An 18,768-nucleotide genomic window follows, 5' to 3' on the forward strand; every position below is an offset into this window, starting at 1 on the left:
GAAACGGGCGATCTCGACGCGGGGCCCGCCTGGCAAGACGGTGGGCAAGTAGGGTCAGGGCGGAGCAGGTGGGGTCAGGTGGCGGCCAGCCGGGCCTTCTCCGCGGCCACGTCGAAGGCGGCCGGAGGCCAGTCGAGGTGCAGCCGCTCGAGGGCGTCGATGAGCAGGTGCTGCACGGCGAGGCGGGCGTACCATTTCTTCTCCGCCGGCACGACGAACCAGGGGGCCGCCGGCGTCGCTGTGCGCTCCAGGGCGAGCTGGTAGGCCTCCTGGTACTCGTCCCAGTGCAGCCGCTCGTCGACATCGCCCGGGTTGTACTTCCAGTGCTTGTCCGGACGGTCGAGGCGTTCCATCAGCCGAGCCTTCTGGTCGTCCGAGCCGATCTGCAACATGACCTTGACGATCGTGGTTCCCTCGTCGGCGAGCTGCTGCTCGAACTGCCCGATCTGGCCGTAGCGGGCCTCGAGTTCGTCCGGCGGCACCAGCCGGCGCACCCGGGCGATCAGCACGTCCTCGTAGTGCGAACGGTCGAAGACCCCGATCAGGCCGGCGTCCGGCAGGCGTTTCCGCACCCGCCAGAGGAAGTCGTGCGCCCGTTCCTCCTCGGTCGGGGCCTTGAACGCGTACAGCCGCACGCCCTGCGGGTCGACCGAGCCGACGACGTGCCGCACGATCCCGCCCTTGCCTGCCGTGTCCATCGCCTGCAACACGAGCAGCACCCGACGGGTGTCACCGAACTTGCTGCACGCGAACAGCTTCTCCTGCAGGGTGGACAGCACGCCGACCCCCTCGGCCAGCGCGTCGTCCGCGTTCTGCTTGTCCACACCGTCGAAGCCCGGGGTTGAGCCGGGGTCGACGTCGGAGAGCCGGAAACCGGGTCCCACCCTGAGCAGCGAGATCGGGTCGTCGTTCCAGAACTTCTTCGTGAGGTTCCCCACGGTGCACCCTTCGTCCGCGCCTGGCCAGTGCCGGCGATCATTCGCCGGTGGACGCCATTCTGGCGCAGCGGCACCGTGCCGCGCCAGAGCGAACACCGGCCTTGTGCCCGGGCTACCGGGCCAGCGGAACCTCGAGCAGGCTCGGCCCGGCGGGCGGCATGGTCAGGGCCTGCTCGAGCTCGCTCCGCGTGCCGGCGATGCCGTACTCCCAGCCGTAGGCGGCTGCGAGCAGCTCGAAGTCCATCCGCTGCGGGGTGAAGAGAACCCGGGCGACCGATTCCGTGCGGGCGGATGCCGCAACCTCGAGGCCGTCGAAAATGGTTCCTCCGCCGTCATTGCCGACGATGACCTGCAGGCGCGGGCGCGGTTCGCCCGGCGTGAGCAGGAGGGAACCGGCGTCGTGCAGCAGCGCAAGGTCGCCGAGCAGCAGCCGGGTGACCCCGGCCGGGCGCGGCTCAGGGCCGAACTGGCTGGCCAGGGCGATGCCGACGGCCGTGGCCACGGTGCCGTCGATTCCGGCGAGGCCGCGGTTGGAGTGCACCGGGATCTTCTTGCCGCCGACGAGCCGGTCGGCCTCGCGGATCAGGCGGGAGGCGCCGAGCACGAGGCGGTCGTGGGGCCAGGACGCGCGCCACACGGCGTCGACCAGGATCGGCCGGGTGACCGGGGCGCGGAGGGCGGCGAGTTCGGCCCGGGTCATGCCGCGTTCGCCGACCGGGGGCGTGGCCAGGTCGGGTGAGCCGTCGAGCAACTGACGGCTGGTCATCACCCACCGGCCGAGCCACTCCCGTGCCTCGCGGGTGCCGGCGGCCACGACGGCCGTCTCATCGGCGATGACCGACCGGGCGAACACCCGCACCCGTCGCCCGGGGTTGAACCATTCGGCACCGGTCGCCGCCACGACGATGGTGTCGACGTCGTCCCTCTGGAGCAGCGCCGGGATCTCCCGGCTGAGCGTGGGGTGGCCGAACACGACGGCCCGCTCCACGCGGCCGCCGAACTCGTCGGCCTGGAGCAGCTCGCGGTAGGCGCCGACCAGGTTCGGGCCGAAGCGCGCCCCGCTGCTGACCTCGGCGAGCAGCGGCCAGCCGCCGGAACGGGCGAAGGCCTCGGCCGCCGCTGTGGCACCGGTGCCGGCGATGACCACGGTGCGTGGGCCGGCCGCCACCCGCACCGCGGGAGCCGGCTCGGGCCGCGGCCGCACCGGGGCCGGCGAGTCGACGGCAGGAAGGGAGTGCTCCGTCAGGTCCACCGGCGCCGAGAGCGGCTCCCTGAAGGCGAGGTTCAGCTGCACCGGGCCCGGGTCGGCGGAGTCCCGGCCGGTGGCCGCATCCGTCGCCTGACACGCCAGCGCCGCGGCAGCCGCCGCCTCCCCCGGTTGCCCGGCCGGCGCCGGCACGTCGACGCAGAGCCGTGTCGCCGGCCCGAACAACCCGGGCTGCACCGTGGTCTGGTTCGAACGGATGCCGCGCAACTCGTCGGGCCGGTCGGCCGTGAGCAGGATCATCGGCACCCCGGAGTGGTGCGCCTCGAGCACGGCGGGGTGGAGGTTGGCCACGGCGGTGCCGGACGTGCAGACGACCAGGGCCGGCCGCCCGGATTCGACGGCCAGGCCGAGCGCCAGGAAACCGGCGCCGCGCTCGTCGATGCGCACGTGCAGCCGGATCAGGTCGAGCCGTTCGAGTTCCGCACAGACCAGGGCGAGCGCCTGCGACCGGGCGCCGGGGCTGAGGACGACGTCGCGCACGCCGAGCCGCGCGAACTCGCCGAGGAGCGCGACGCTGAAATCGGTGGCCGGGCTTCCGCTGCCTGACGCCTCAGGCATCCCGTCGGCCGGGCAGTTCGCCCTCGCCCGGATCCGCCTGTTTGGGGTCGAAACCCGCCGTGCCGGTCGAACCGGCCGACCCGGTCGAACCGGCCGATCCGGTCGAACCAGGCGCCTCTGGGCTGCCGGTCGAGCCGGTGCGCGGGTCCGGTTTGTCGAGGTCGGCCAGTTCCTGTTCGAGTGCCCGAATGCGCTCCTCGTCGGTCTTCTGCCGGCCGAGGCCCTTGAGGAAATCGAGGTCGTCGTCGGGGGCCATCGACCGGGCGACGCCCGCACCGCGGCGACCGCGGCCCACGATCAGCCAGAGCAGCGGGCCCACGACCGGGACCAGGAAGATGACGAACATCCACACCCACCGCGGCAGTCCTCGCACGCGATTGTGGGCGGTGGTCGCACAGTCGACCAGGGAATAGACGGTCAGGATGACGACCGCTAGCCCCACGACAATCCACACCTTGACCATTCGGCCATTCTAGAGCGCCCAGCCGAGAGATCGGTGTGTAGCTGCGGGACGGAGACCTAAGCTGGAACCATGAAAGCTGTTCCCGCCTGGGTGACCTACTCCGTCTACCGCGTGCTCCTGTTCGCCGTTCCGCTCGCGATCCTGCTGGCCCTGCAGATCACCTGGTGGATCGCGGCCCTCGTCGCGGCGTTGATCGGCGTCTGCCTGTCCTACCTCTTCCTGCGCACGCCCCGCGAGCGGGTCGCACGCGGCCTGTACGAGGCACGGCACCCGGTCACGGAGACGGCCCACCCCGACGCCGAGTCCGAGGACGCGGCGATCGACCGCGCCGCCGGCGACGCGCTACAGCGCGAACGCCAGGGCGAGTAACACGCCGTAGGCCAGGGCCGCGAGGCTGGTCAGCTTCAGCGCGAGCACGAGCTCCTTCGACGTGGTCGCGGTGACGACGATCAGGCCGGCCGGCACGGCCAGGAACAACACGAACAACGTGAACCAGGCCAGCGGGTAGAACAGCCCGAAGAACCCGGCGATCAGGAACGGCACGAGCAGGAAGACGCAGAACACGACCCGCGACGCCGTGTCGCCGATCAGCACCGCCAGGGTGCGCTTGCCCGAGACCCGGTCCAGTTCACGGTCGCGCAGGTTGTTCACCATCAGCACGGCGCAGGCGATCAGGCCGATGCCGACCCCGCTCAGCCAGCTTTCCGTGTTGACGGTGCCCACCTGCACGAACGTGGTGCCGAGTGTGGCGACGAGGCCGAAGAACACGAACACGAAGAGCTCGCCGAGGCCGAAGTAGCCGTAGGGGCGACGTCCGCCGGTGTAGAACCAGGCGGCGACGATGGCCGCGGCGCCAACCAGCAGCAGCCACCACTGACCGGTCAGCACGACGAGGGTGAGGCCGGCCAGCGCGGCGAGCGCGAAGAAGGCCAGGGCCACGGTCAGTACCGCGCGCGGCCGTGCCGCGCCGCCACCGGTCAGCCGGGCAGGGCCGATCCGGTTGGCGTCGGTGCCGCGGATGCCGTCCGAATAGTCATTCGCGTAGTTGACGCCGATCTGCAGGGACAGGGCCACCATCAGCGCGAGCAGCGCCCGCACCCAGTGGTAGGCGCCCGGTTCGCTGGCGACGATGGCCGCCCCGGTGCCGAGGGCCACCGGTGCGATGGCCAGCGGAAGCGTGCGGAGGCGCGCGCCGGACACCCAGTCGCCGGCCGTCGCCGGCCGACCGGCAGTCACCCCGCTGGTCCGGGGGGCGTTCCGCTTGGCGGGGTTGCCCGATTTCCCGGTCGTCCTGCCTGAGCCGGCCGTCCTGCCCGACCCGGGCTGGGCCCCGGTGGACGCCGAGGGGTTCAAACGCTGCATTTTGGGCCTGATCGGCCGCGCTGGTTGTGCCACGCATTCATGCTACTTCTTGGCGGCCCCGGCCAGTCGCCCGAGCTCCTGGCGATCCGGCTTGCCGGACGCGAGGAGCGGAATCGAGGCGACGAAGACGAGCCGCGCCGGCCGTGCCGCCGGACCGAGCACGGCCCCCGTCGCGGCCCTCACCCGGTCGAGCGGCTCAGGGCCGAGCGCCAGGGGAGGATGCAGGGACGGGACGGCCGGGGACGGGACGACGACGACCGGCACCTGGCCCCAGCGGTCATCGTCCGCCGCGACCGCCACGGCCTCGGCCAGGCCGGGAAGCGATCGCACGACCCGCTCCACGGCGTCGAGGGACACCTTCTCACCGCCCGAGATGATGACGTTGTCCTGGCGCCCGAGCACCCGCACGAGCCCGGTGGCCGGGTCGACCTCGCCCAGGTCGCCGGTGCGGTACCAGCGCACCCCGCGCACCTGCCTGAAGCGTTCCCGGGTGAGCTCGGGGTCGCCGAGGTAGCCCTCGGCCAGCACCGACCCCGAGATCTCGAGCTGACCGTCGACGGCGCGCACCTCGGTGTCGCCGATCGGCAGCCCGTCGTAGACGCAGCCGCCGGCCGTCTCCGAGGAACCGTAGGTGCGCACCACCCGCAGGTCGAGGTCCGCCGCGCGGGCGAGGAGGCCGGCGGGGGTGGCTTGCCCGCCGACGAGGATGCCGGTGAATCGGCGGAGCACGGCCAGCAGGCGCCGGTCGCCGTCGGCCTCGGCGACGAGTCGGGCCAGCTGGGCCGGCACCAGCGAGGTGTACCGCAACGGTTCGGCCAGTCGCTCCGCGCCGGCCTGGAAGGCCGCCGGGTCGAAGTGCCCGACGGGCAGCACCACCGGGGTGGTCTGGGCCACGATCGACCGCACGAGCACCTGCACCCCCGCGATGTAATGCGCCGGGAGCGCGAGCAGCCACTGGCCGACACCATCGAGGGCCACCGTGGAGGCGGCAGCGCTGCTGAGCAGCGCGTCGGTGCCGAGCATCACGCGTTTGGGGACATCCGTCGACCCTGACGTCTCGATCACTACGGCCACCCGGCGCGGCACGGTGGTCTCCCCGGCGACCCCGGGGACGGGGAGCAGGGCGGGCACCGGGAGCAGGGCGGGGCCGGCGCCGGCGAGCGCCTCCCTCAGGAGCACCATCAGGTCGAGGGGCTGGCCTGCCGGGACCGTGCGGAGCTCACGGGGCACCGTTAGAACTGCCAGTCGTATGGGCCCCAGTCGGGGTCGCGCTTCTCGAGGAACGCGTCGCGCCCTTCGACGGCCTCGTCGGTGCCGTAGGCGAGGCGGGTGGCCTCCCCCGCGAAGACCTGCTGGCCGACGAGTCCGTCGTCGACGGCGTTGAAGGCGAATTTGAGCATCCGGATGGCGGTGGGCGACTTGGTCAGGATGGTGCGCGCCCAGTCCAGCGCTTCCGTCTCGAGCTCGGCGTGCGGCACGACGGCGTTCACGGCGCCCATCTCGAGGGCTCGCTGCGCGGAGTATTCCCGGGCGAGGAAGAAGACCTCGCGCGCGGCCTTCTGGCCGACCTGGCGGGCGAAGTAGGCGCTGCCGTAGCCGGCGTCGAAGGAGCCGACGTCGGCATCCGTCTGCTTGAACTTGCCGTGCTCGGCGCTGGCGATGCTGAGGTCGCAGACGACGTGCAGGGAATGGCCCCCGCCGGCCGCCCAGCCGGGGATGACCGCGATGACGACCTTGGGCATGAACCGGATCAGGCGCTGCACCTCGAGGATGTGCAACCGGCCGCCGCGGGCCTTGTCGATGCCGGTGGCGGTCTCGCCGTCGGCGTACTTGTAGCCGTCGCGGCCGCGGATGCGCTGGTCGCCGCCCGAGCAGAACGCCCAGCCGCCGTCCTTGGGACTGGGCCCGTTGCCGGTGAGCAGCACGACGCCGATCCGCGGATTGACCCGCGCGTCCTCGAGCGCCGCGTGCAGCTCGTCGACCGTGTGCGGGCGGAACGCGTTCCGCACCTCCGGCCGGTTGAAGGCCACCCGGGCGATCTGCCCGGTCAGGTCGTGGTGATAGGTCACGTCGGTGAGTCCGTCGAAACCGGCGACCTCCCGCCATTGGCTCGGATCGAAGATTTCGGACACCTGTTCGGTCATCCCGCCAGCCTACGCGGGCGGGGTGCCGCCGGCCCGCGACCCTGGGTCGCTCGCGGCGCGCTCTAGCAGATCAGGGCCTCGTGAAGCGTGCCGACACGCCGTGAGAAGACCTCAATTACTCCTTGGGGTGGCGAGAAGTCAACCCCCTTGAGGGGCAGGTTTTCACCATGTGTACTAAGGGCCTGAGATCACTCGAGATCGACCCGGAGGTAGTCATGGCTGGATATGACGCAGGGGCAGCATTCCACAACGATGTGAACGCGAGTGACGCGATCAGCGCTGAGGGGTACCGCCGTTTCGTGCACGTTTGTGAGATCGATTCCCGATCTGACCTCGTCAGGGTGGTGCGCTGATGAGCGCCTTGATCCAGACGCCGCTTTCGGCCCCGTTGCCGTCCGCGCCGCCGGCCGCTTCCTCCCCCGGCCGGGGAGCCGGTTCTTCCTCGGTCTCCCGGTACAGCCGGGCGTCCACGGATGCCTTCGGCGACTATTTGCGCCGCATTGGGAAGGGTCCTCTGCTCACCGCGCTCGACGAGGTCGAGCTCGCCCGCCGCATCGAGGTCGGCTTGTTCGCCGCCGAGCGGCTGACCCGGGGAGTGTCCGATCCGGCCTATGCCCGCGAGCTGGCCTGGCTGGCCCACGACGGCGGCCGGGCGAAGAACCACTTCATCGAGGCGAACCTCCGCCTGGTGGTGAGCATCGCCAAGCATTACTCCGGCCGGGGCGTCCCGATCATGGACCTTGTGCAGGACGGGAACATCGGTCTGGTTCGCGCGGTCGAGAAGTATGACTTCATGACCGGCTACAAGTTCTCGACCTATGCCACCTGGTGGATCCGGCAGGCCATCCATCGTGGAATGGCGGACAAGTCCCGGATGATCCGCATCCCCGTGCACACCGCGGAAAAGTTGAACAAGATCAAGCGCATCCGCCGTGACCTGACCAGCACGCTCGACCGCGACCCCACCCTGCGCGAGCTCTCCGAGGCGGCGCAGATCCCGGCCAGGGACGTTTCCCGGCTGCTCCAGTACGACAACGAGCCGATCTCGCTGCACGCACCGGTGGGCGATGGGATCGGCGACATCTCCGAGCTGATCATCGACGATGATCTGCCCCAGCCCGATGAGTACGCCACCATCACCCTCCGGGCGGCCGACATCGGCTTCTACCTGGATGCCCTGCCGCCGCGCGAACGGGCCATTCTCATCGCCCGGTTCGGCCTGGACGGCGACGAGCCGCGCACCCTCGACCAGATCGCCGTGATCCAGGGCGTCACCCGGGAACGGGTGCGGCAGATCGAGAAGCGGGCCCTGGCCCTCCTGCACGTGCCGCGGCTGGAGCGATACCTTCGGGATTGACGTCCGGTTTCCCCCCGAACTGAGAGTATCCCGAGACCACGGTTCGCGCGTATTGTCGCTTGTAGTCACTAAAACGGGGGTTTTGAGATGGGCAAGCTGACCTACAACTCGACCTTGTCGGCCGACTTCGATGATCGGGTCCTGGCCCACATCCAGGTTGTCATCGGCGCGAAGCTGCGCCGCGGCGAGTGCTTCTACTTCACCTGGCGTGACGATCCCCAGGGTGGGGACGGCCGGAGCACAATCTGGTTGCACCCGGCCATCCCCCTGACCTACAAGTACTTCGGCGGTAGGTCGCCGAGTCTCAATCGGGAATGGGTCGAGGCGCTGATGCTCACCGCGAATTCCTCCGGGGGCCTGCAGCTGGTCCCGGAGCCGCACCGCGCCACAGCCGTCGTGACAGTGAGGGATGACTCATGAACCGTGTCGACATCGTCTACGGTGGCCAGCAGTACTCCCTCGCCGGCCGCTCGATCGACTCGATCCAGATGGAGATCGATGCGGCGATCACGACGGGCAGACCGTATTGGTTGATGGTGAACAGCGGCGGCGGCCGGTTCGAGGATGCCTATCTCCTCATCGCCCCCGGCATCCCGTTCGCGGTGCTCAACGTGAAGCCGCAGGACGGCGATGACATCGACCTCGACGTGGACGGGGTGTTCGGGCAGGACGGTCTCTGACCCATCCCGCCTCCCTGCCGGCTGCCGCGCCCGGTCGCGTCGGCCTCGGCAGCCGGCAGGGGTGCGTCAGCGGCGCTGACCCGCTGCTGGCACACTGGGAACATGCTTCCCTCCCTGGACGATCTGCTCGGAACGGCCCGCGTCGTCGCGTTGCCGTTGGTCACGCGTTTCCGCGGCATCGACAGCCGTGAGGCGCTGCTGCTGCAGGGCCCGGAGGGCTGGACCGAGTTCTCCCCATTCGCCGAGTACGACGACACCGAGGCCGCCGCCTGGCTCCGCGCGGCCATCGACTTCGGCTGGGAGAAGACCCCGGCCCTGCTCCGCGACCGCATCCCGGTCAACGCCACCGTGCCGGCCGTCGACGCGGCCGAGGTGGCCGGTGTTCTCGCCCGTTTCCCCGGCTGCCGCACCGCGAAGGTGAAGGTAGCGGCCCCCGGCCAGACCCTCGCCGACGATGTCGCCCGGGTGCGGGCGGTGCGGGACGTTCTCGGGCCGGAGGGACGCATCCGGGTCGATGCGAACGGGCTGTGGAACGTGGACGAGGCCGAGCACGCCATTCACGCGCTGAACGAGTTCGACCTCGAATACGTGGAGCAGCCGTGCGCGAGCATCGAGGAGCTCGCCGAGATCCGCAGCCGCACCGCGTACCTCGACGTGGGCGTCGCCGCGGACGAGAGCGTTCGCCGCGCCGATGACCCGCTGCTGGTGGCCCGCACGGACTCCGCGGACATCCTCGTGATCAAGGCCGGCCCACTCGGCGGCATCCACGCGGCACTGGCGCTGATCGCGGAGGCCGGCCTCCCGGTCGTCGTCTCCAGCGCCCTCGACACCTCGGTCGGCATCTCGATGGGCGCGCACCTCGCCGCCGCGATCCCCGGACTCGACTACGACTGCGGCCTGGGCACCGCGTCACTGCTGGCGGCGGATGTCACTCGGGAGCCGATCCTGCCGGTCGGCGGCAGCATCCCGGTGCGCCGGGTCACCCCTGACCCTGACCTTCTCGACCGTTACGCGGCATCCGCCGAGCGGCGCGACTGGTGGCTGGCCCGCCTCGTACGCTGCCACGCCCTGCTCGCCGACTGACCTACCCCGTCAAATTCGACGGAGATTTTGGCCAAAACGGCTCAAACCGGCCTCGACACGGGCGATATTTCGAAAAAGTCCGTCGAATTTGACGGGTCAGAGGCCGGAGTAGGCGTGCAGGCCCTTGAAGAACACGTTGACGATGCCGAAGTTGAACATTACGGCGCTGAACCCCACGATCGCGAGCCACGCCGACCGGGAGCCGCGCCAGCCGCGCGTCGCCCTGGCGTGGATGTACCCGGCGTAGATGGTCCAGATGATGAAGGTCCAGACCTCCTTGGTGTCCCAGCCCCAGTATCGGCCCCAGGCCTTCTCGGCCCAGATCGACCCGGCCATCAGGGTGAAGGTCCAGAGGATGAAGCCGATGATGTTCACCCGGTAGGCCAGGTTCTCCAGGGTTGCCGCTGAGGGCAGCGTGGCGAGGAAGCGGAGCGGGTTCTTCCACCCCGGGGTCTCGGTGCCGGCGGGGCCGGACACAACCGGCACTGAGCCAGCCGGGACTGAACCAACCGGCACCGACCCGGCCGGCCGCGACGTCGCGGCACCGAGCGCGGCTTCCCGCCGGAACTGGAGCAGCTGCACGGTCGAGAGCGCGAAGCCGAGGGCGAAGAAGCCGGTGCCCAGCGACGCGACGAACACGTGGATGACGAGCCAGGCGGACTGCAGCGCGGGCGGCAGCGGGGCGACCTCGACGTAGAAGCGCAGGGCCGCGATGCCGAGCAGCACGAGCACCATGCCGGTCACGAAGGTGCCGAGGAAGCGGAGGTCGGCCCGGGTGAGCACGATCAGGAACACGGTCACGATCAGCAGGGTGCCGGTCATCGCGAACTCGTACATGTTCGCCCACGGCACCCGGCCGGCGGCGAGGCCCCGGAGCACATCGGCGACGAGGTGGATCAGCCAGGCGAGCACGGTGAGTGACACTCCGACGCGCAGGCTGGGCGAACGACCGTACGGCGTCGACGCGTCGTTGACGATCCGCGCGCTGATCCGGGTGAGGGTGGCGGTGCCACCCAAGGCCCCGGCCGAGCGCACGGACTCAGGGCCTGCCGATCGAAGCGCGTCGCCCTGGGCCTGGCTCACCGCGGCCGACCGCTTGGCCAGGTCGAAGGAGAAGGCGATGAACGCCAGGGCGTAGACCGCCATGGCCGAGTACAGGCTCAGGATTGAGAGCTCGTTGAGATTCACTGTGTCAGCCTAAGTGCGTTCGGGAGCCGGGGTGGCCAATTGGGAGGATAACAGCAGGTCCGAGTGCCGGTCGGCGAGCGCGGTCACGACCGATTCGAGGGCAGGATCCTCGCCGCGGGCGAGCCCGGCGTACTCGAGTCGCACCGAACCGTCGGCTTCCTCCACGGCCTTCACCCAGACCCGGCGGCGCGGCACGAACAGGCTGGTCAGCAGCCCGAGCAGGGCGAGCACCGCGAAGGACAGCACCCAGAGCTGGGTGGGGTCGTTGTGGATGTCGAACGAGGCGAACCGGAGCACCGATCCGGAGAAGTCGCCGGTCTTCGCCCCGGGGTGCGCGTCGTCGAAGGTGACCGAGCCGAGGCCGTTCGGCAGCTGCTGGGTCTCCCCCGGCTTGAGCTCGATCGACTTCGTGCCGGTCTTGCCGCCGGTGAGCTGGGTCATCTTGTCGGTGTCGAGCGAGTAGACGGATGTCGGCACCCCCGCGTCGAGGCCGAGGTCGCCGGCGTAGGCGTTGAGCGTGAGCAGCGGGTACTCGAGGTCGGGGAACGAGGAGTAGAACGCGCCGGAGGTGGCCTTCGCCTGGGTCGGGTAGAAGAAGCCGATCATGCCGAGCTGCTTCGCCAGCCCGTCGGGGACCTTTATCACCCCGAGCGAGGTGAGATTGGCATCCTGGGGCAGGAACGGCACCGCATCGGTGAAGACGACGTCGCCCTGCGGGTTCTTCACCGTGATCGACGGCGCGTAGCCGTTGCCGAGCAGGTACACGTCGGTGCCGCCGGTGCGCATCGGAGAATTGACCTTGACCTCGCCGGTCTCGGTCGCCTGTCCCCGCCGGGTGACGCTCACGCCGGCGGTGAAGTCGATCGGCTGGCCGTAGGCCTTGAGGTTCTTCGTCTCGTAGGTGACCTGGAAGTCGTTGAGGGTGAGCTTGTACGGGTCGAGGCCCTCGTCGTTGAAGAACCGGCCGGGATTGAACGAGTCGTAGGCCAGCAACGTGTTCACGAACGTCTGGCCCTCGACCAGCACCCGCTGCCCGCTGAACCCGAAACCGCTGCCGAACCCGACCGCGATCAGGATGCCGACGAGGGCGAAGTGGAAGACGAGGTTGCCGGTTTCCCGGAGGTAGCCCCGCTCGGCCGAGACCGAGAACTCCCGCGCATCGGCCTGCGGCGCACTGTCGAACAGGGCGACCCGGTAACCGCCGGCCGCCAGCAGCCCACGGGCGGAGTCGACGGCGGACGCGGCATCTGTGCCGGCCGGGGCGGGGCGCGTGGTGAACCCGGCCAGTCGGGCCAGGCGGGCCGGCGTGCGCGGCGGCTTCGCCCGCAACGCCAGGAAGTGATGCTTGGTGCGCGGGATGACGCAGCCGATCAGGGAGATGAACAGCAGGAGGTAGATCGCCGAGAACCAGGCGGACGAGTAGACGTCGAAGGCTTGGATCTTGTCCAGGGCCGGTGCCAGGTCGGGGTTGTCGGTGAAGTATTGGGTGACCCCGTTCGGGTCGGAACTGCGCTGCGGCACCAGCGACCCCGGCACGGCCGCGATGGCGAGCAGCAGCAGGAGGAACAGCGCAGTGCGCATATTGGTGAGCTGTCGCCAGAACCAGCGCAGCCACCCGACGAAGCCGAGGCGCGGCTGGACGATGCCTTCCGCGGCGACCGGCGCCGGCGAATCGTAATGGTCAGACGGCCGGGACATAGCTGCCAATCACTCCTTGCAGGTCGAGGAGCCAGGCATTCCAGATGCCGCTCACCATGAGCACGCCGATGACGACGAGCAGGACGCCGCCGAAGAGATTGATCGTTCGCACGTTCCGTTTGAGGAACGACACCGCGCCCGTCGCCCAGCTCAGGCCCAGCGCGATCAGCAGGAACGGGATGCCGAGGCCGAGTGCATAGAACAGGGCGAGCAGTCCGCCCTGCCACGGCGACCCCGTGGTCAGGCTGAGCGAATTGATCGCGGTCAGCGTCGGCCCGGTGCACGGCGTCCAGCCGACGGCGAAGACGGCACCGAGTACCGGGGCTCCCGCCAACCCCATCCGGGGTTTCCAGGAGGACTTGACCGAGCGTTGCAGGCGCGCGAACTGGCCGACGAAGACCAGGCCGAGCAGGATGACGACGACCCCGGCGATCCGGGTGACCAGGTCGCGGTACTGGTTGAGCCAGAAACCGGCGAAGCCGAAGACGACGCCGGTGAGCACGAAGACGAGGGTGAAGCCGAGGATGAACAGGGCCACGCCGGCCAGCAGGCGGCCCTGGCCGCGCCGGTCCCCGCGCGCCGCGCTGGTGCGCCCGTCGGTGAACCCGCCGATGTAGGCCAGGTAGCCGGGCACGAGGGGCAGGATGCACGGCGACGCGAACGAGACGAGGCCAGCCAGGATCGCAACCGGGATGGCGAAAAGGAGTTGCCCGCTGAAGACGATCTCACCGAACGGATTGTCCACGCCTAAACGCCCTCGTCGAGCGCGGAGGTGACCAGCGTCTCGAGGATGGACGGCGAGGACAGCTCGCCGAGGATGCGGGCGGCGACCCGTCCGGACCGGTCGATCACCAGCGTGGTCGGCACCGCGTTGGGCGGGATGCTGCCGCTGAAGGCCAGTTGCATCGCCCCGTCGCCGACATCCATCACCGAGGGGTAGCCGACACCGTAGTTGTCGTTGAACGCGACCGCGTTCGCGGCCTGGTCGCGCACGTTGACGCCCACGAAGGAGGCGCCCTTACCCTCGAACTGCGCGCTGAGCTTCGCCAGGGCTGGAGCCTCGGCCCGGCACGGTGCGCAGCTGGCGTACCAGAAGTTCACGACGACGACCTGCCCGGCGTAGTCGGCGCTGGAGAGGGCGGCACCCGTCTCGCTCGTGCCGGCCCAGGTGACCGGGTCGCCGCGTTCGGCGGCGGGAATCTCGGTCCAGCTGCCGTCGCCGGCGATGAACCCCTTGTTGCTGCCCTCGCGGTACTGGGCGGCGAGCGGATCGGTCGCGCAGCCGGTCAGGAGCAGCGCCACCGCCACGAGCCCGACGATCGCCGCGCGCGCCCGGGTCGTCATACCGCCCCCACGTCGGTGGCGCCGGCCTGCAGGTCGACCGCGGGGTTCGAATAGCCCGCCTCGACCGGGCCGCCGCCTGGCCAGGACAGGGTCGTGATGCTCGAGAGACCGCACCGGCGTCTGCGGGGATCGTGGGCGAGGCGTTCTCCGGAGAGGGCGCGGTGCACCATCCAGATCGGGAGCTGGTGGCTGACCAGCACGACGTCGCCGCTGTCGACGGAGTGGTACGCGTCGTCGACGGCGGCGAGCATCCGGTCGGCGATGGACTGGAACGGCTCACCCCAGCTGGGCCGGAGGGGGTTGACCAGGGCCCGCCAGTTTCGGGGGTCGCGCAGGGCACCGTCGGGGCCGCGCATCCGCTTGCCCTCGAAGAAGTTGGCCGGCTCGATCAGGCGCGGGTCGATGTCGACGGGGAGGCCGACGGCCGCCGAGATCGGCTCCGCGGACTCGCGTGTGCGCTGCAGCGGCGAGGAGACGATCCGCGCCACCGGGCGCCCTCGTTCGACCAGGTCGGCCGCCGCAGCCTCCGCCATGGCCCGGCCGAGGTCGGAGAGCCCGAAGCCGGGCAGCCGTCCATACAGAACGCGTTCGGGGTTGAACACCTCACCGTGCCGGACGAGATGTACCTGACTGGCTGTCACCCGAACAGTCTACGGATGCCCCAACCGCGAATTCACCGAGAACGCACGACGCTGGGGCCGCCGTGGGATGCGCCGGCTGTCGACCCCCGGCGACGCCTGCCGCTAAACTTGGCAAGTGACTGCGCGCATACTGATCAAGAACCTGGCCGCCCTCGAGAATGGCACCGTCACGGTGTCCGGCTGGGTGGACACCGTCCGCGACCAGAAAAAGGTGCAGTTCGTCGTGCTCAGGGATGAGTCCGGTGCGGTGCAGCTGGTGAACCCGCGTACCACGGATGCCGACGGCGTCGTCGTCGCGGACGAGCCCGCCAGCACGATCTCCGCCCTCTCCCAGGGCAGCTTCGTCACCGTGACCGGCGAACTCAAGCACGACGAGCGGGTCAAGCTCGGCGGCATCGAGATCAAGCTGGCCAGCATGGAGCTCGTCACCGTCGCCATCCCGGAGACCCCGATCGCAGCCGACTCCAGCCTCGACAAGCGGATGGACTGGCGCTTCCTCGACCTGCGCCAGCCGAAACAGAACCTGATCTTCCGCATTCAGACCACGTTCGAGCACGCCCTCCGCACCTACTGGGTCGAGCACGACTTCGTCGAGCTGCACACCCCGAAGCTGATGGCCAGCGCGAGCGAGTCCCGCGCCGAGCTGTTCGAGGTGGAGTACTTCGAGACCAAGGCGTACCTCGCGCAGAGCCCCCAGTTCTTCAAGCAGATGGCGCAGTCGGCCGGCTTCGGCAAGGTCTTCGAGGTGGGACCGGCGTTCCGGGCCGACCCGTCGTTCACCAGCCGCCACGCCACCGAATTCACCAGCGTCGACGCCGAGATCAGCTGGATCGACAGCCACGAAGACGTCATGCAGCTGCACGAGGAGCTGCTCGTCGCCGGTTTCGCCGCGGTCAAGGCCAAGCACGGCGACGAGGTGCTGGCCCTGTTCGGTGTCGAGGTGACCGTGCCGAGCCAGCCGTTCCCGCGCATCCCCCTGGCCGAGGCCAAGGAGATCGTCAAGAACCGCGGCTACGAGGTGCCGCGCGACGACGACGACATGGACCCGGAGGGCGAGCGCCAGATCGCCGCCTACGTGGCGGAGACCTACGGGCACGAATTCGTCTTCCTCACCGACTACGCCGCCAGCATCCGGCCGTTCTACCACATGCGGCCCGAGGGCGACGCGAGCGTCACCAACAGCTACGACCTCATCTTCAACGGCACCGAGATCTCCACCGGCGCGCAACGTGAGCACCGCATCGACGTTCTCGTCGAGCAGGCCAGGGAGAAGGGTCTGGACCCGGAGGAGCTCGGCGGCTACCTGGACTTCTTCCGGTACGGCGTGCCGACCCACGGCGGGTTCGGGATGGGGCTGGCCCGGGTGCTCATGCTGATGCTGCACCAGACCAGCATCCGCGAGGTCACCTTCCTCTTCCGCGGCCCGTCGCGCCTCGAGCCCTGACCGGCTCCGGCCCGACCCGGTGGTCGAGCGACCTACGGAACGAGGAAGTCCACGGCCGTCTTGGCCGAGACGACCGACCGGATGAAGGCGCCGGCAGCCTGGTGGGCCGGGTGCGCCTGGTAGCGGGCGACCGCGGCCAGGTCGTCGAAGTCGGCGATCAGCACGACGTCCCAGTTGTCGCCGCCCTGCACATCCGCGCCCACCCGCAGGGAGCGGATCTCCGCCACGACGCCGACGAGGGCTTCGAGGCGTGATGCGATCCCGGCCGCGTCGTCGGCCCTGGTCGCCGGGTCCGTCGCGCTGAGCTTCCAGGAGACGACGTGCCGGATGCTCACTGAACGGCCAGGAGCGCGCTGCGCAGCCGCAGCGGGTCGATCCGCCAGTAATTGTGCACCTTGCCGTTGATCAACAGGACGGGGATGTCCTCCACGTACAGTTCGTTCAGCTCGGCGTCGTCGAGGATGGAACGCTCCTCGAGCACGATCGCCGGCGCCGCCGGGTTGTCGGCGAGTTTCAAGACGACGCTGTCCACCAGCTCCCGCGCGTCGTCGCAGAGGTGACATCCGGGCTTGCCGATCAGGGTGAGGAGTGCGGTGGCCATTGCTCCAGCCTATGCTGGCTCACCCGGGCGCGCGCAACTAGACTCAGGCGCACATGTCTGACGCCAACGCCGCCCGCTCCATCGCCTTCTTCGATGTCGACAACACGCTCATGCGCGGAGCGAGCCTGTACCACCTCGGTATCGGCGCCTGGCGACGCCGGCTGATCACCGGCCGCGACATCAGCTCGTTCGCCTGGAAGCAGGCGAGGTTCATCGCGGTGGGCGAGAACCGGGTGCACCTGGCCAGTGTTCGGGAGCGCGCCCTCGAGGTCGTCGTCGGCCACAACCGCGCCGAGCTGATCGAGCTGAGCCGGGAGATCTTCGACGCCCGCCTCATCCGCCTGCTCTGGCCCGAGACCGTCGCCGTGGCCCGGGCGCACCTGGAGGCCGGTCGCGAGGTCTGGCTGGTCTCAGCCACCGCCCAGGAGGTCGCCGATGTGATCGCCGAGCGGCTCGGCTTCACCGGCGCTCTCGGCACGGTGCTCGAGACCGTCGAGGGAGTGTTCACCGGTCGCCTGATCGATGGCGTGTGCCACGGAGACCAGAAGGCCGAGGCGGCGCGCGGGCAGGCCGTTCGCAGCGACGCCGACCTCACGGAATGCTGGGCCTATTCCGATTCGCACAACGACATTCCGTTGCTCGACCTCGTCGGCAATCCCGTCGCCGTGAATCCGGATGCGACACTCCACCGCTACGCGACGGCGCGCCACTGGCCGATCATGCGACTCAAACGCGGCAGCATCACCGCGGCCGCGCGGGCAAGCAAAAAGCGCTAGGTCCGAAGACCTAGCGCTCACGCCTGGAACCGGCGCTTCAGGACCAAACGGCCCGGAACCGACCTACTTCTTATTGCGACGCTGGTGACGGGTCTTCCGAAGCAGCTTGCGGTGCTTCTTCTTCGCCATACGCTTGCGTCGCTTCTTAATTACAGAACCCACACGGACCTCACAAGATTTGGTTACAAGATTTGGTTTCGCCACGAGATTCGCGGCCGACACGAAAACACCATTCTACCGGAAAAAGAACGGGCCCTTACGCGGTGTCCGCAATCGGGCGCTGAATCACCGCGGAAACAGCCGATTCCGGCACCCGGAAAGACCGGCCGAACCGGATCGCCGGCAGTTCTCCGGAGTGTACGAGCCGGTAGACGGTCATCTTGGACACGCGCATCATCTCGGCCACCTCGGCGACGGTCAGGAAGCGTACGTCAGAGAGATCTTGCATTCGGGTTCTCCTCACGAGCGTGGACCGGTCCTGTGACGGACGTTACCCACGTGCTAGATGAAAACTCTAGAGGCTACCCGGAACGAACGTCTAGTCGTTTTTGCGCCATTTTCGCGGCTTGGCGTCTTTCACCGCATGCGCCATCTGGAATGACGTGTCGGCGAAGGCCTTCCCGATTGCCGCGGCGAACGCCCGCTGCTCCTCCTTCAACCCCTCGGTCTCCTCGGCGGCCTCCTCGGCCGACGCGTCGAAGTCGACGCTGAGGAACGGGATCAGCCAGTCCTCGATCTCCTCGAGTGGCGCGTAGTCCAGGTGATAGTAGCGGTGCTGGCCGGCTTCGCGCACGCCGACCAGACCGGCCTCGCGGAGCACCTTGAGGTGCTTGGAGACGGTCGGCTGGCTCAGCCCCAGCTTGTCGACGATGTCCGACACGCTGAGCTCGCCACCGGCCGTGTTCGACTGGTTGTATCGCTCGAGGAGAATGCGTAGTATTTCGCGTCGGGTCGAGTCCGCCACCACGCCGAAGATGTCTGCCATGCCCCAAGGCTAGTCATTCCCGCAGGGGGATACCATGACGACAGGTCGCCGGCCAACGCCGAGGGGCGGACAAAACACCTTCACGGGCCAGCGGAAGGTGCTTTCCCCGCAACTCAGCGGGAGGGCGGAGGTACCCGACTCCTAGATGAGTGAGTCCTAATGGTCGTAGGCGATGAGGGATCGTTTGTTGGGTGTTCCGAGGAGCCAGTTGTGCCAGATTCCGGCGGCGAGGGCGAGTA

Annotated in this window: 23 protein-coding genes; 7 read left to right on the forward strand and 16 right to left on the reverse strand. The window is 69.3% G+C overall.

The window, feature by feature from the left end; genetic code table 11:
- Positions 1–74: 74 nt before the first annotated feature.
- The 3 genes from E3O48_RS07465 to E3O48_RS07475 all read right to left on the reverse strand — a co-directional run bounded on the left by E3O48_RS07465 (position 75) and on the right by E3O48_RS07475 (position 3,226).
- On the reverse strand, positions 75–938 hold the full coding sequence (locus E3O48_RS07465; protein ID WP_134537919.1) for a polyphosphate kinase 2 family protein: 864 nt from the start codon (positions 936–938) through the stop codon (positions 75–77).
- Positions 939–1,050: 112 nt separating this feature from the next.
- Entirely contained in the window at positions 1,051–2,763 is a 1,713-nt protein-coding gene (gene menD, locus E3O48_RS07470) for a 2-succinyl-5-enolpyruvyl-6-hydroxy-3-cyclohexene-1-carboxylic-acid synthase (RefSeq protein ID WP_134537920.1), read from the reverse strand.
- On the reverse strand, positions 2,756–3,226 hold the full coding sequence (locus tag E3O48_RS07475; protein WP_134537921.1) for a PLDc N-terminal domain-containing protein: 471 nt from the start codon (positions 3,224–3,226) through the stop codon (positions 2,756–2,758). The genes menD and E3O48_RS07475 overlap by 8 nt, the downstream gene beginning before the upstream one ends.
- A gap of 69 nt (positions 3,227–3,295) precedes the next feature.
- Here E3O48_RS07475 and E3O48_RS07480 point away from each other — a divergent pair, with 69 nt between their 5' ends.
- Positions 3,296–3,595: a DUF4229 domain-containing protein gene (locus tag E3O48_RS07480; protein WP_134537922.1), complete on the forward strand. Its 300-nt coding sequence runs from the start codon at positions 3,296–3,298 to the stop codon at positions 3,593–3,595.
- On the opposite strand, the gene E3O48_RS07485 is transcribed toward E3O48_RS07480, so the two are convergent.
- Genes E3O48_RS07485 through E3O48_RS07495 form a run of 3 tightly spaced genes read right to left on the reverse strand, consistent with a single transcriptional unit; the run spans position 3,569 to position 6,732 of the window.
- The gene (locus E3O48_RS07485; RefSeq protein WP_134537944.1) at positions 3,569–4,588 is read right to left on the reverse strand and encodes a 1,4-dihydroxy-2-naphthoate polyprenyltransferase; all 1,020 of its coding nucleotides are present in this window, start codon (positions 4,586–4,588) and stop codon (positions 3,569–3,571) included. The genes E3O48_RS07480 and E3O48_RS07485 overlap by 27 nt on opposite strands.
- 42 nt (positions 4,589–4,630) lie before the next feature.
- The gene (locus E3O48_RS07490) at positions 4,631–5,818 is read right to left on the reverse strand and encodes an AMP-binding protein (RefSeq protein WP_370249430.1); all 1,188 of its coding nucleotides are present in this window, start codon (positions 5,816–5,818) and stop codon (positions 4,631–4,633) included.
- Positions 5,819–5,820: 2 nt separating this feature from the next.
- The gene (locus tag E3O48_RS07495) at positions 5,821–6,732 is read right to left on the reverse strand and encodes a 1,4-dihydroxy-2-naphthoyl-CoA synthase (protein ID WP_134509050.1); all 912 of its coding nucleotides are present in this window, start codon (positions 6,730–6,732) and stop codon (positions 5,821–5,823) included.
- 352 nt (positions 6,733–7,084) lie between these two features.
- Between E3O48_RS07495 and E3O48_RS07500 the strand changes: the two genes are divergently transcribed.
- The 4 genes from E3O48_RS07500 to E3O48_RS07515 all read left to right on the forward strand — a co-directional run bounded on the left by E3O48_RS07500 (position 7,085) and on the right by E3O48_RS07515 (position 9,852).
- Positions 7,085–8,089 (forward strand): RNA polymerase sigma factor RpoD/SigA, encoded by a 1,005-nt coding sequence (locus E3O48_RS07500; protein ID WP_134509048.1) that lies wholly within the window; start codon positions 7,085–7,087, stop codon positions 8,087–8,089.
- Between the two features lie 87 nt (positions 8,090–8,176).
- A complete protein-coding gene (locus E3O48_RS07505) occupies positions 8,177–8,509 on the forward strand; it encodes an ATP-dependent DNA ligase (protein ID WP_134537923.1) in 333 nt (110 codons plus the stop codon).
- Positions 8,506–8,769, forward strand: coding sequence for a hypothetical protein (locus E3O48_RS07510; protein WP_134537924.1), 264 nt, complete (start codon positions 8,506–8,508; stop codon positions 8,767–8,769). The genes E3O48_RS07505 and E3O48_RS07510 overlap by 4 nt, the downstream gene beginning before the upstream one ends.
- A gap of 102 nt (positions 8,770–8,871) precedes the next feature.
- Positions 8,872–9,852 (forward strand): o-succinylbenzoate synthase, encoded by a 981-nt coding sequence (locus tag E3O48_RS07515; RefSeq protein WP_134537925.1) that lies wholly within the window; start codon positions 8,872–8,874, stop codon positions 9,850–9,852.
- A gap of 96 nt (positions 9,853–9,948) precedes the next feature.
- Here E3O48_RS07515 and ccsB read toward each other — a convergent pair whose 3' ends face one another.
- The 5 genes from ccsB to E3O48_RS07540 are packed head-to-tail and all read right to left on the reverse strand — an operon-like array spanning position 9,949 to position 14,723.
- Positions 9,949–10,998, reverse strand: a complete 1,050-nt coding sequence (gene ccsB, locus E3O48_RS07520; RefSeq protein ID WP_134537946.1) for a c-type cytochrome biogenesis protein CcsB — start codon at positions 10,996–10,998, stop codon at positions 9,949–9,951.
- Positions 10,999–11,049: 51 nt separating this feature from the next.
- Positions 11,050–12,738: a cytochrome c biogenesis protein ResB gene (locus E3O48_RS07525; RefSeq protein ID WP_134537926.1), complete on the reverse strand. Its 1,689-nt coding sequence runs from the start codon at positions 12,736–12,738 to the stop codon at positions 11,050–11,052.
- Positions 12,722–13,483: a cytochrome c biogenesis CcdA family protein gene (locus E3O48_RS07530; protein WP_134509038.1), complete on the reverse strand. Its 762-nt coding sequence runs from the start codon at positions 13,481–13,483 to the stop codon at positions 12,722–12,724. Before E3O48_RS07530 ends, E3O48_RS07525 begins: the two co-directional genes overlap by 17 nt.
- A gap of 2 nt (positions 13,484–13,485) precedes the next feature.
- Positions 13,486–14,082, reverse strand: a complete 597-nt coding sequence (locus tag E3O48_RS07535) for a TlpA disulfide reductase family protein (RefSeq protein ID WP_134537927.1) — start codon at positions 14,080–14,082, stop codon at positions 13,486–13,488.
- The gene (locus E3O48_RS07540; RefSeq protein ID WP_134537928.1) at positions 14,079–14,723 is read right to left on the reverse strand and encodes a histidine phosphatase family protein; all 645 of its coding nucleotides are present in this window, start codon (positions 14,721–14,723) and stop codon (positions 14,079–14,081) included. Before E3O48_RS07540 ends, E3O48_RS07535 begins: the two co-directional genes overlap by 4 nt.
- A 130-nt stretch (positions 14,724–14,853) precedes the next feature.
- Between E3O48_RS07540 and aspS the strand changes: the two genes are divergently transcribed.
- The gene (gene aspS / locus E3O48_RS07545; RefSeq protein ID WP_134509193.1) at positions 14,854–16,167 is read left to right on the forward strand and encodes an aspartate--tRNA(Asn) ligase; all 1,314 of its coding nucleotides are present in this window, start codon (positions 14,854–14,856) and stop codon (positions 16,165–16,167) included.
- Positions 16,168–16,199: 32 nt separating this feature from the next.
- Here aspS and E3O48_RS07550 read toward each other — a convergent pair whose 3' ends face one another.
- Positions 16,200–16,502, reverse strand: a complete 303-nt coding sequence (locus E3O48_RS07550; RefSeq protein ID WP_134509032.1) for a Dabb family protein — start codon at positions 16,500–16,502, stop codon at positions 16,200–16,202.
- The gene (locus E3O48_RS07555; RefSeq protein ID WP_134509030.1) at positions 16,499–16,768 is read right to left on the reverse strand and encodes a glutaredoxin family protein; all 270 of its coding nucleotides are present in this window, start codon (positions 16,766–16,768) and stop codon (positions 16,499–16,501) included. Before E3O48_RS07555 ends, E3O48_RS07550 begins: the two co-directional genes overlap by 4 nt.
- Positions 16,769–16,821: 53 nt before the next feature.
- Between E3O48_RS07555 and E3O48_RS07560 the strand changes: the two genes are divergently transcribed.
- Entirely contained in the window at positions 16,822–17,544 is a 723-nt protein-coding gene (locus E3O48_RS07560) for an HAD family phosphatase (RefSeq protein WP_134537929.1), read from the forward strand.
- 63 nt (positions 17,545–17,607) lie between these two features.
- Here E3O48_RS07560 and E3O48_RS07565 read toward each other — a convergent pair whose 3' ends face one another.
- The 3 genes from E3O48_RS07565 to E3O48_RS07575 form a co-directional block, all read right to left on the reverse strand.
- Positions 17,608–17,706, reverse strand: a complete 99-nt coding sequence (locus E3O48_RS07565) for a 30S ribosomal protein bS22 (protein WP_003792170.1) — start codon at positions 17,704–17,706, stop codon at positions 17,608–17,610.
- A gap of 94 nt (positions 17,707–17,800) precedes the next feature.
- Positions 17,801–17,992, reverse strand: a complete 192-nt coding sequence (locus E3O48_RS07570) for a helix-turn-helix domain-containing protein (protein ID WP_134509026.1) — start codon at positions 17,990–17,992, stop codon at positions 17,801–17,803.
- A 90-nt stretch (positions 17,993–18,082) separates the two neighbouring features.
- Positions 18,083–18,529 carry a helix-turn-helix transcriptional regulator gene (locus tag E3O48_RS07575; RefSeq protein ID WP_134509024.1) on the reverse strand — a complete coding sequence of 149 codons (447 nt, stop codon included), beginning with the start codon at positions 18,527–18,529 and terminating at the stop codon, positions 18,083–18,085.
- Between the last annotated feature and the right edge of the window lie 239 nt (positions 18,530–18,768).

It is taken from the genome of Cryobacterium sp. HLT2-28, from assembly GCF_004402495.1.
In the GTDB taxonomy this organism is placed as follows: domain Bacteria; phylum Actinomycetota; class Actinomycetes; order Actinomycetales; family Microbacteriaceae; genus Cryobacterium; species Cryobacterium mannosilyticum.

Coding starts and splice junctions, on each gene's coding strand:
- E3O48_RS07500 (WP_134509048.1), top strand. CDS start 7,085: ATGAGCGCCTTGATCCAGACGCCGCTTTCGGCCCCGTTGCCGTCCGCG.
- ccsB (WP_134537946.1), bottom strand. CDS start 10,998: ATGGCGGTCTACGCCCTGGCGTTCATCGCCTTCTCCTTCGACCTGGCC.
- menD (WP_134537920.1), bottom strand. CDS start 2,763: ATGCCTGAGGCGTCAGGCAGCGGAAGCCCGGCCACCGATTTCAGCGTC.
- E3O48_RS07535 (WP_134537927.1), bottom strand. CDS start 14,082: ATGACGACCCGGGCGCGCGCGGCGATCGTCGGGCTCGTGGCGGTGGCG.
- E3O48_RS07525 (WP_134537926.1), bottom strand. CDS start 12,738: ATGTCCCGGCCGTCTGACCATTACGATTCGCCGGCGCCGGTCGCCGCG.
- E3O48_RS07555 (WP_134509030.1), bottom strand. CDS start 16,768: ATGGCCACCGCACTCCTCACCCTGATCGGCAAGCCCGGATGTCACCTC.
- E3O48_RS07560 (WP_134537929.1), top strand. CDS start 16,822: ATGTCTGACGCCAACGCCGCCCGCTCCATCGCCTTCTTCGATGTCGAC.
- E3O48_RS07485 (WP_134537944.1), bottom strand. CDS start 4,588: ATGCAGCGTTTGAACCCCTCGGCGTCCACCGGGGCCCAGCCCGGGTCG.
- E3O48_RS07575 (WP_134509024.1), bottom strand. CDS start 18,529: ATGGCAGACATCTTCGGCGTGGTGGCGGACTCGACCCGACGCGAAATA.
- E3O48_RS07510 (WP_134537924.1), top strand. CDS start 8,506: ATGAACCGTGTCGACATCGTCTACGGTGGCCAGCAGTACTCCCTCGCC.
- E3O48_RS07480 (WP_134537922.1), top strand. CDS start 3,296: ATGAAAGCTGTTCCCGCCTGGGTGACCTACTCCGTCTACCGCGTGCTC.
- E3O48_RS07515 (WP_134537925.1), top strand. CDS start 8,872: ATGCTTCCCTCCCTGGACGATCTGCTCGGAACGGCCCGCGTCGTCGCG.
- E3O48_RS07570 (WP_134509026.1), bottom strand. CDS start 17,992: ATGCAAGATCTCTCTGACGTACGCTTCCTGACCGTCGCCGAGGTGGCC.
- E3O48_RS07495 (WP_134509050.1), bottom strand. CDS start 6,732: ATGACCGAACAGGTGTCCGAAATCTTCGATCCGAGCCAATGGCGGGAG.
- E3O48_RS07475 (WP_134537921.1), bottom strand. CDS start 3,226: ATGGTCAAGGTGTGGATTGTCGTGGGGCTAGCGGTCGTCATCCTGACC.
- E3O48_RS07505 (WP_134537923.1), top strand. CDS start 8,177: ATGGGCAAGCTGACCTACAACTCGACCTTGTCGGCCGACTTCGATGAT.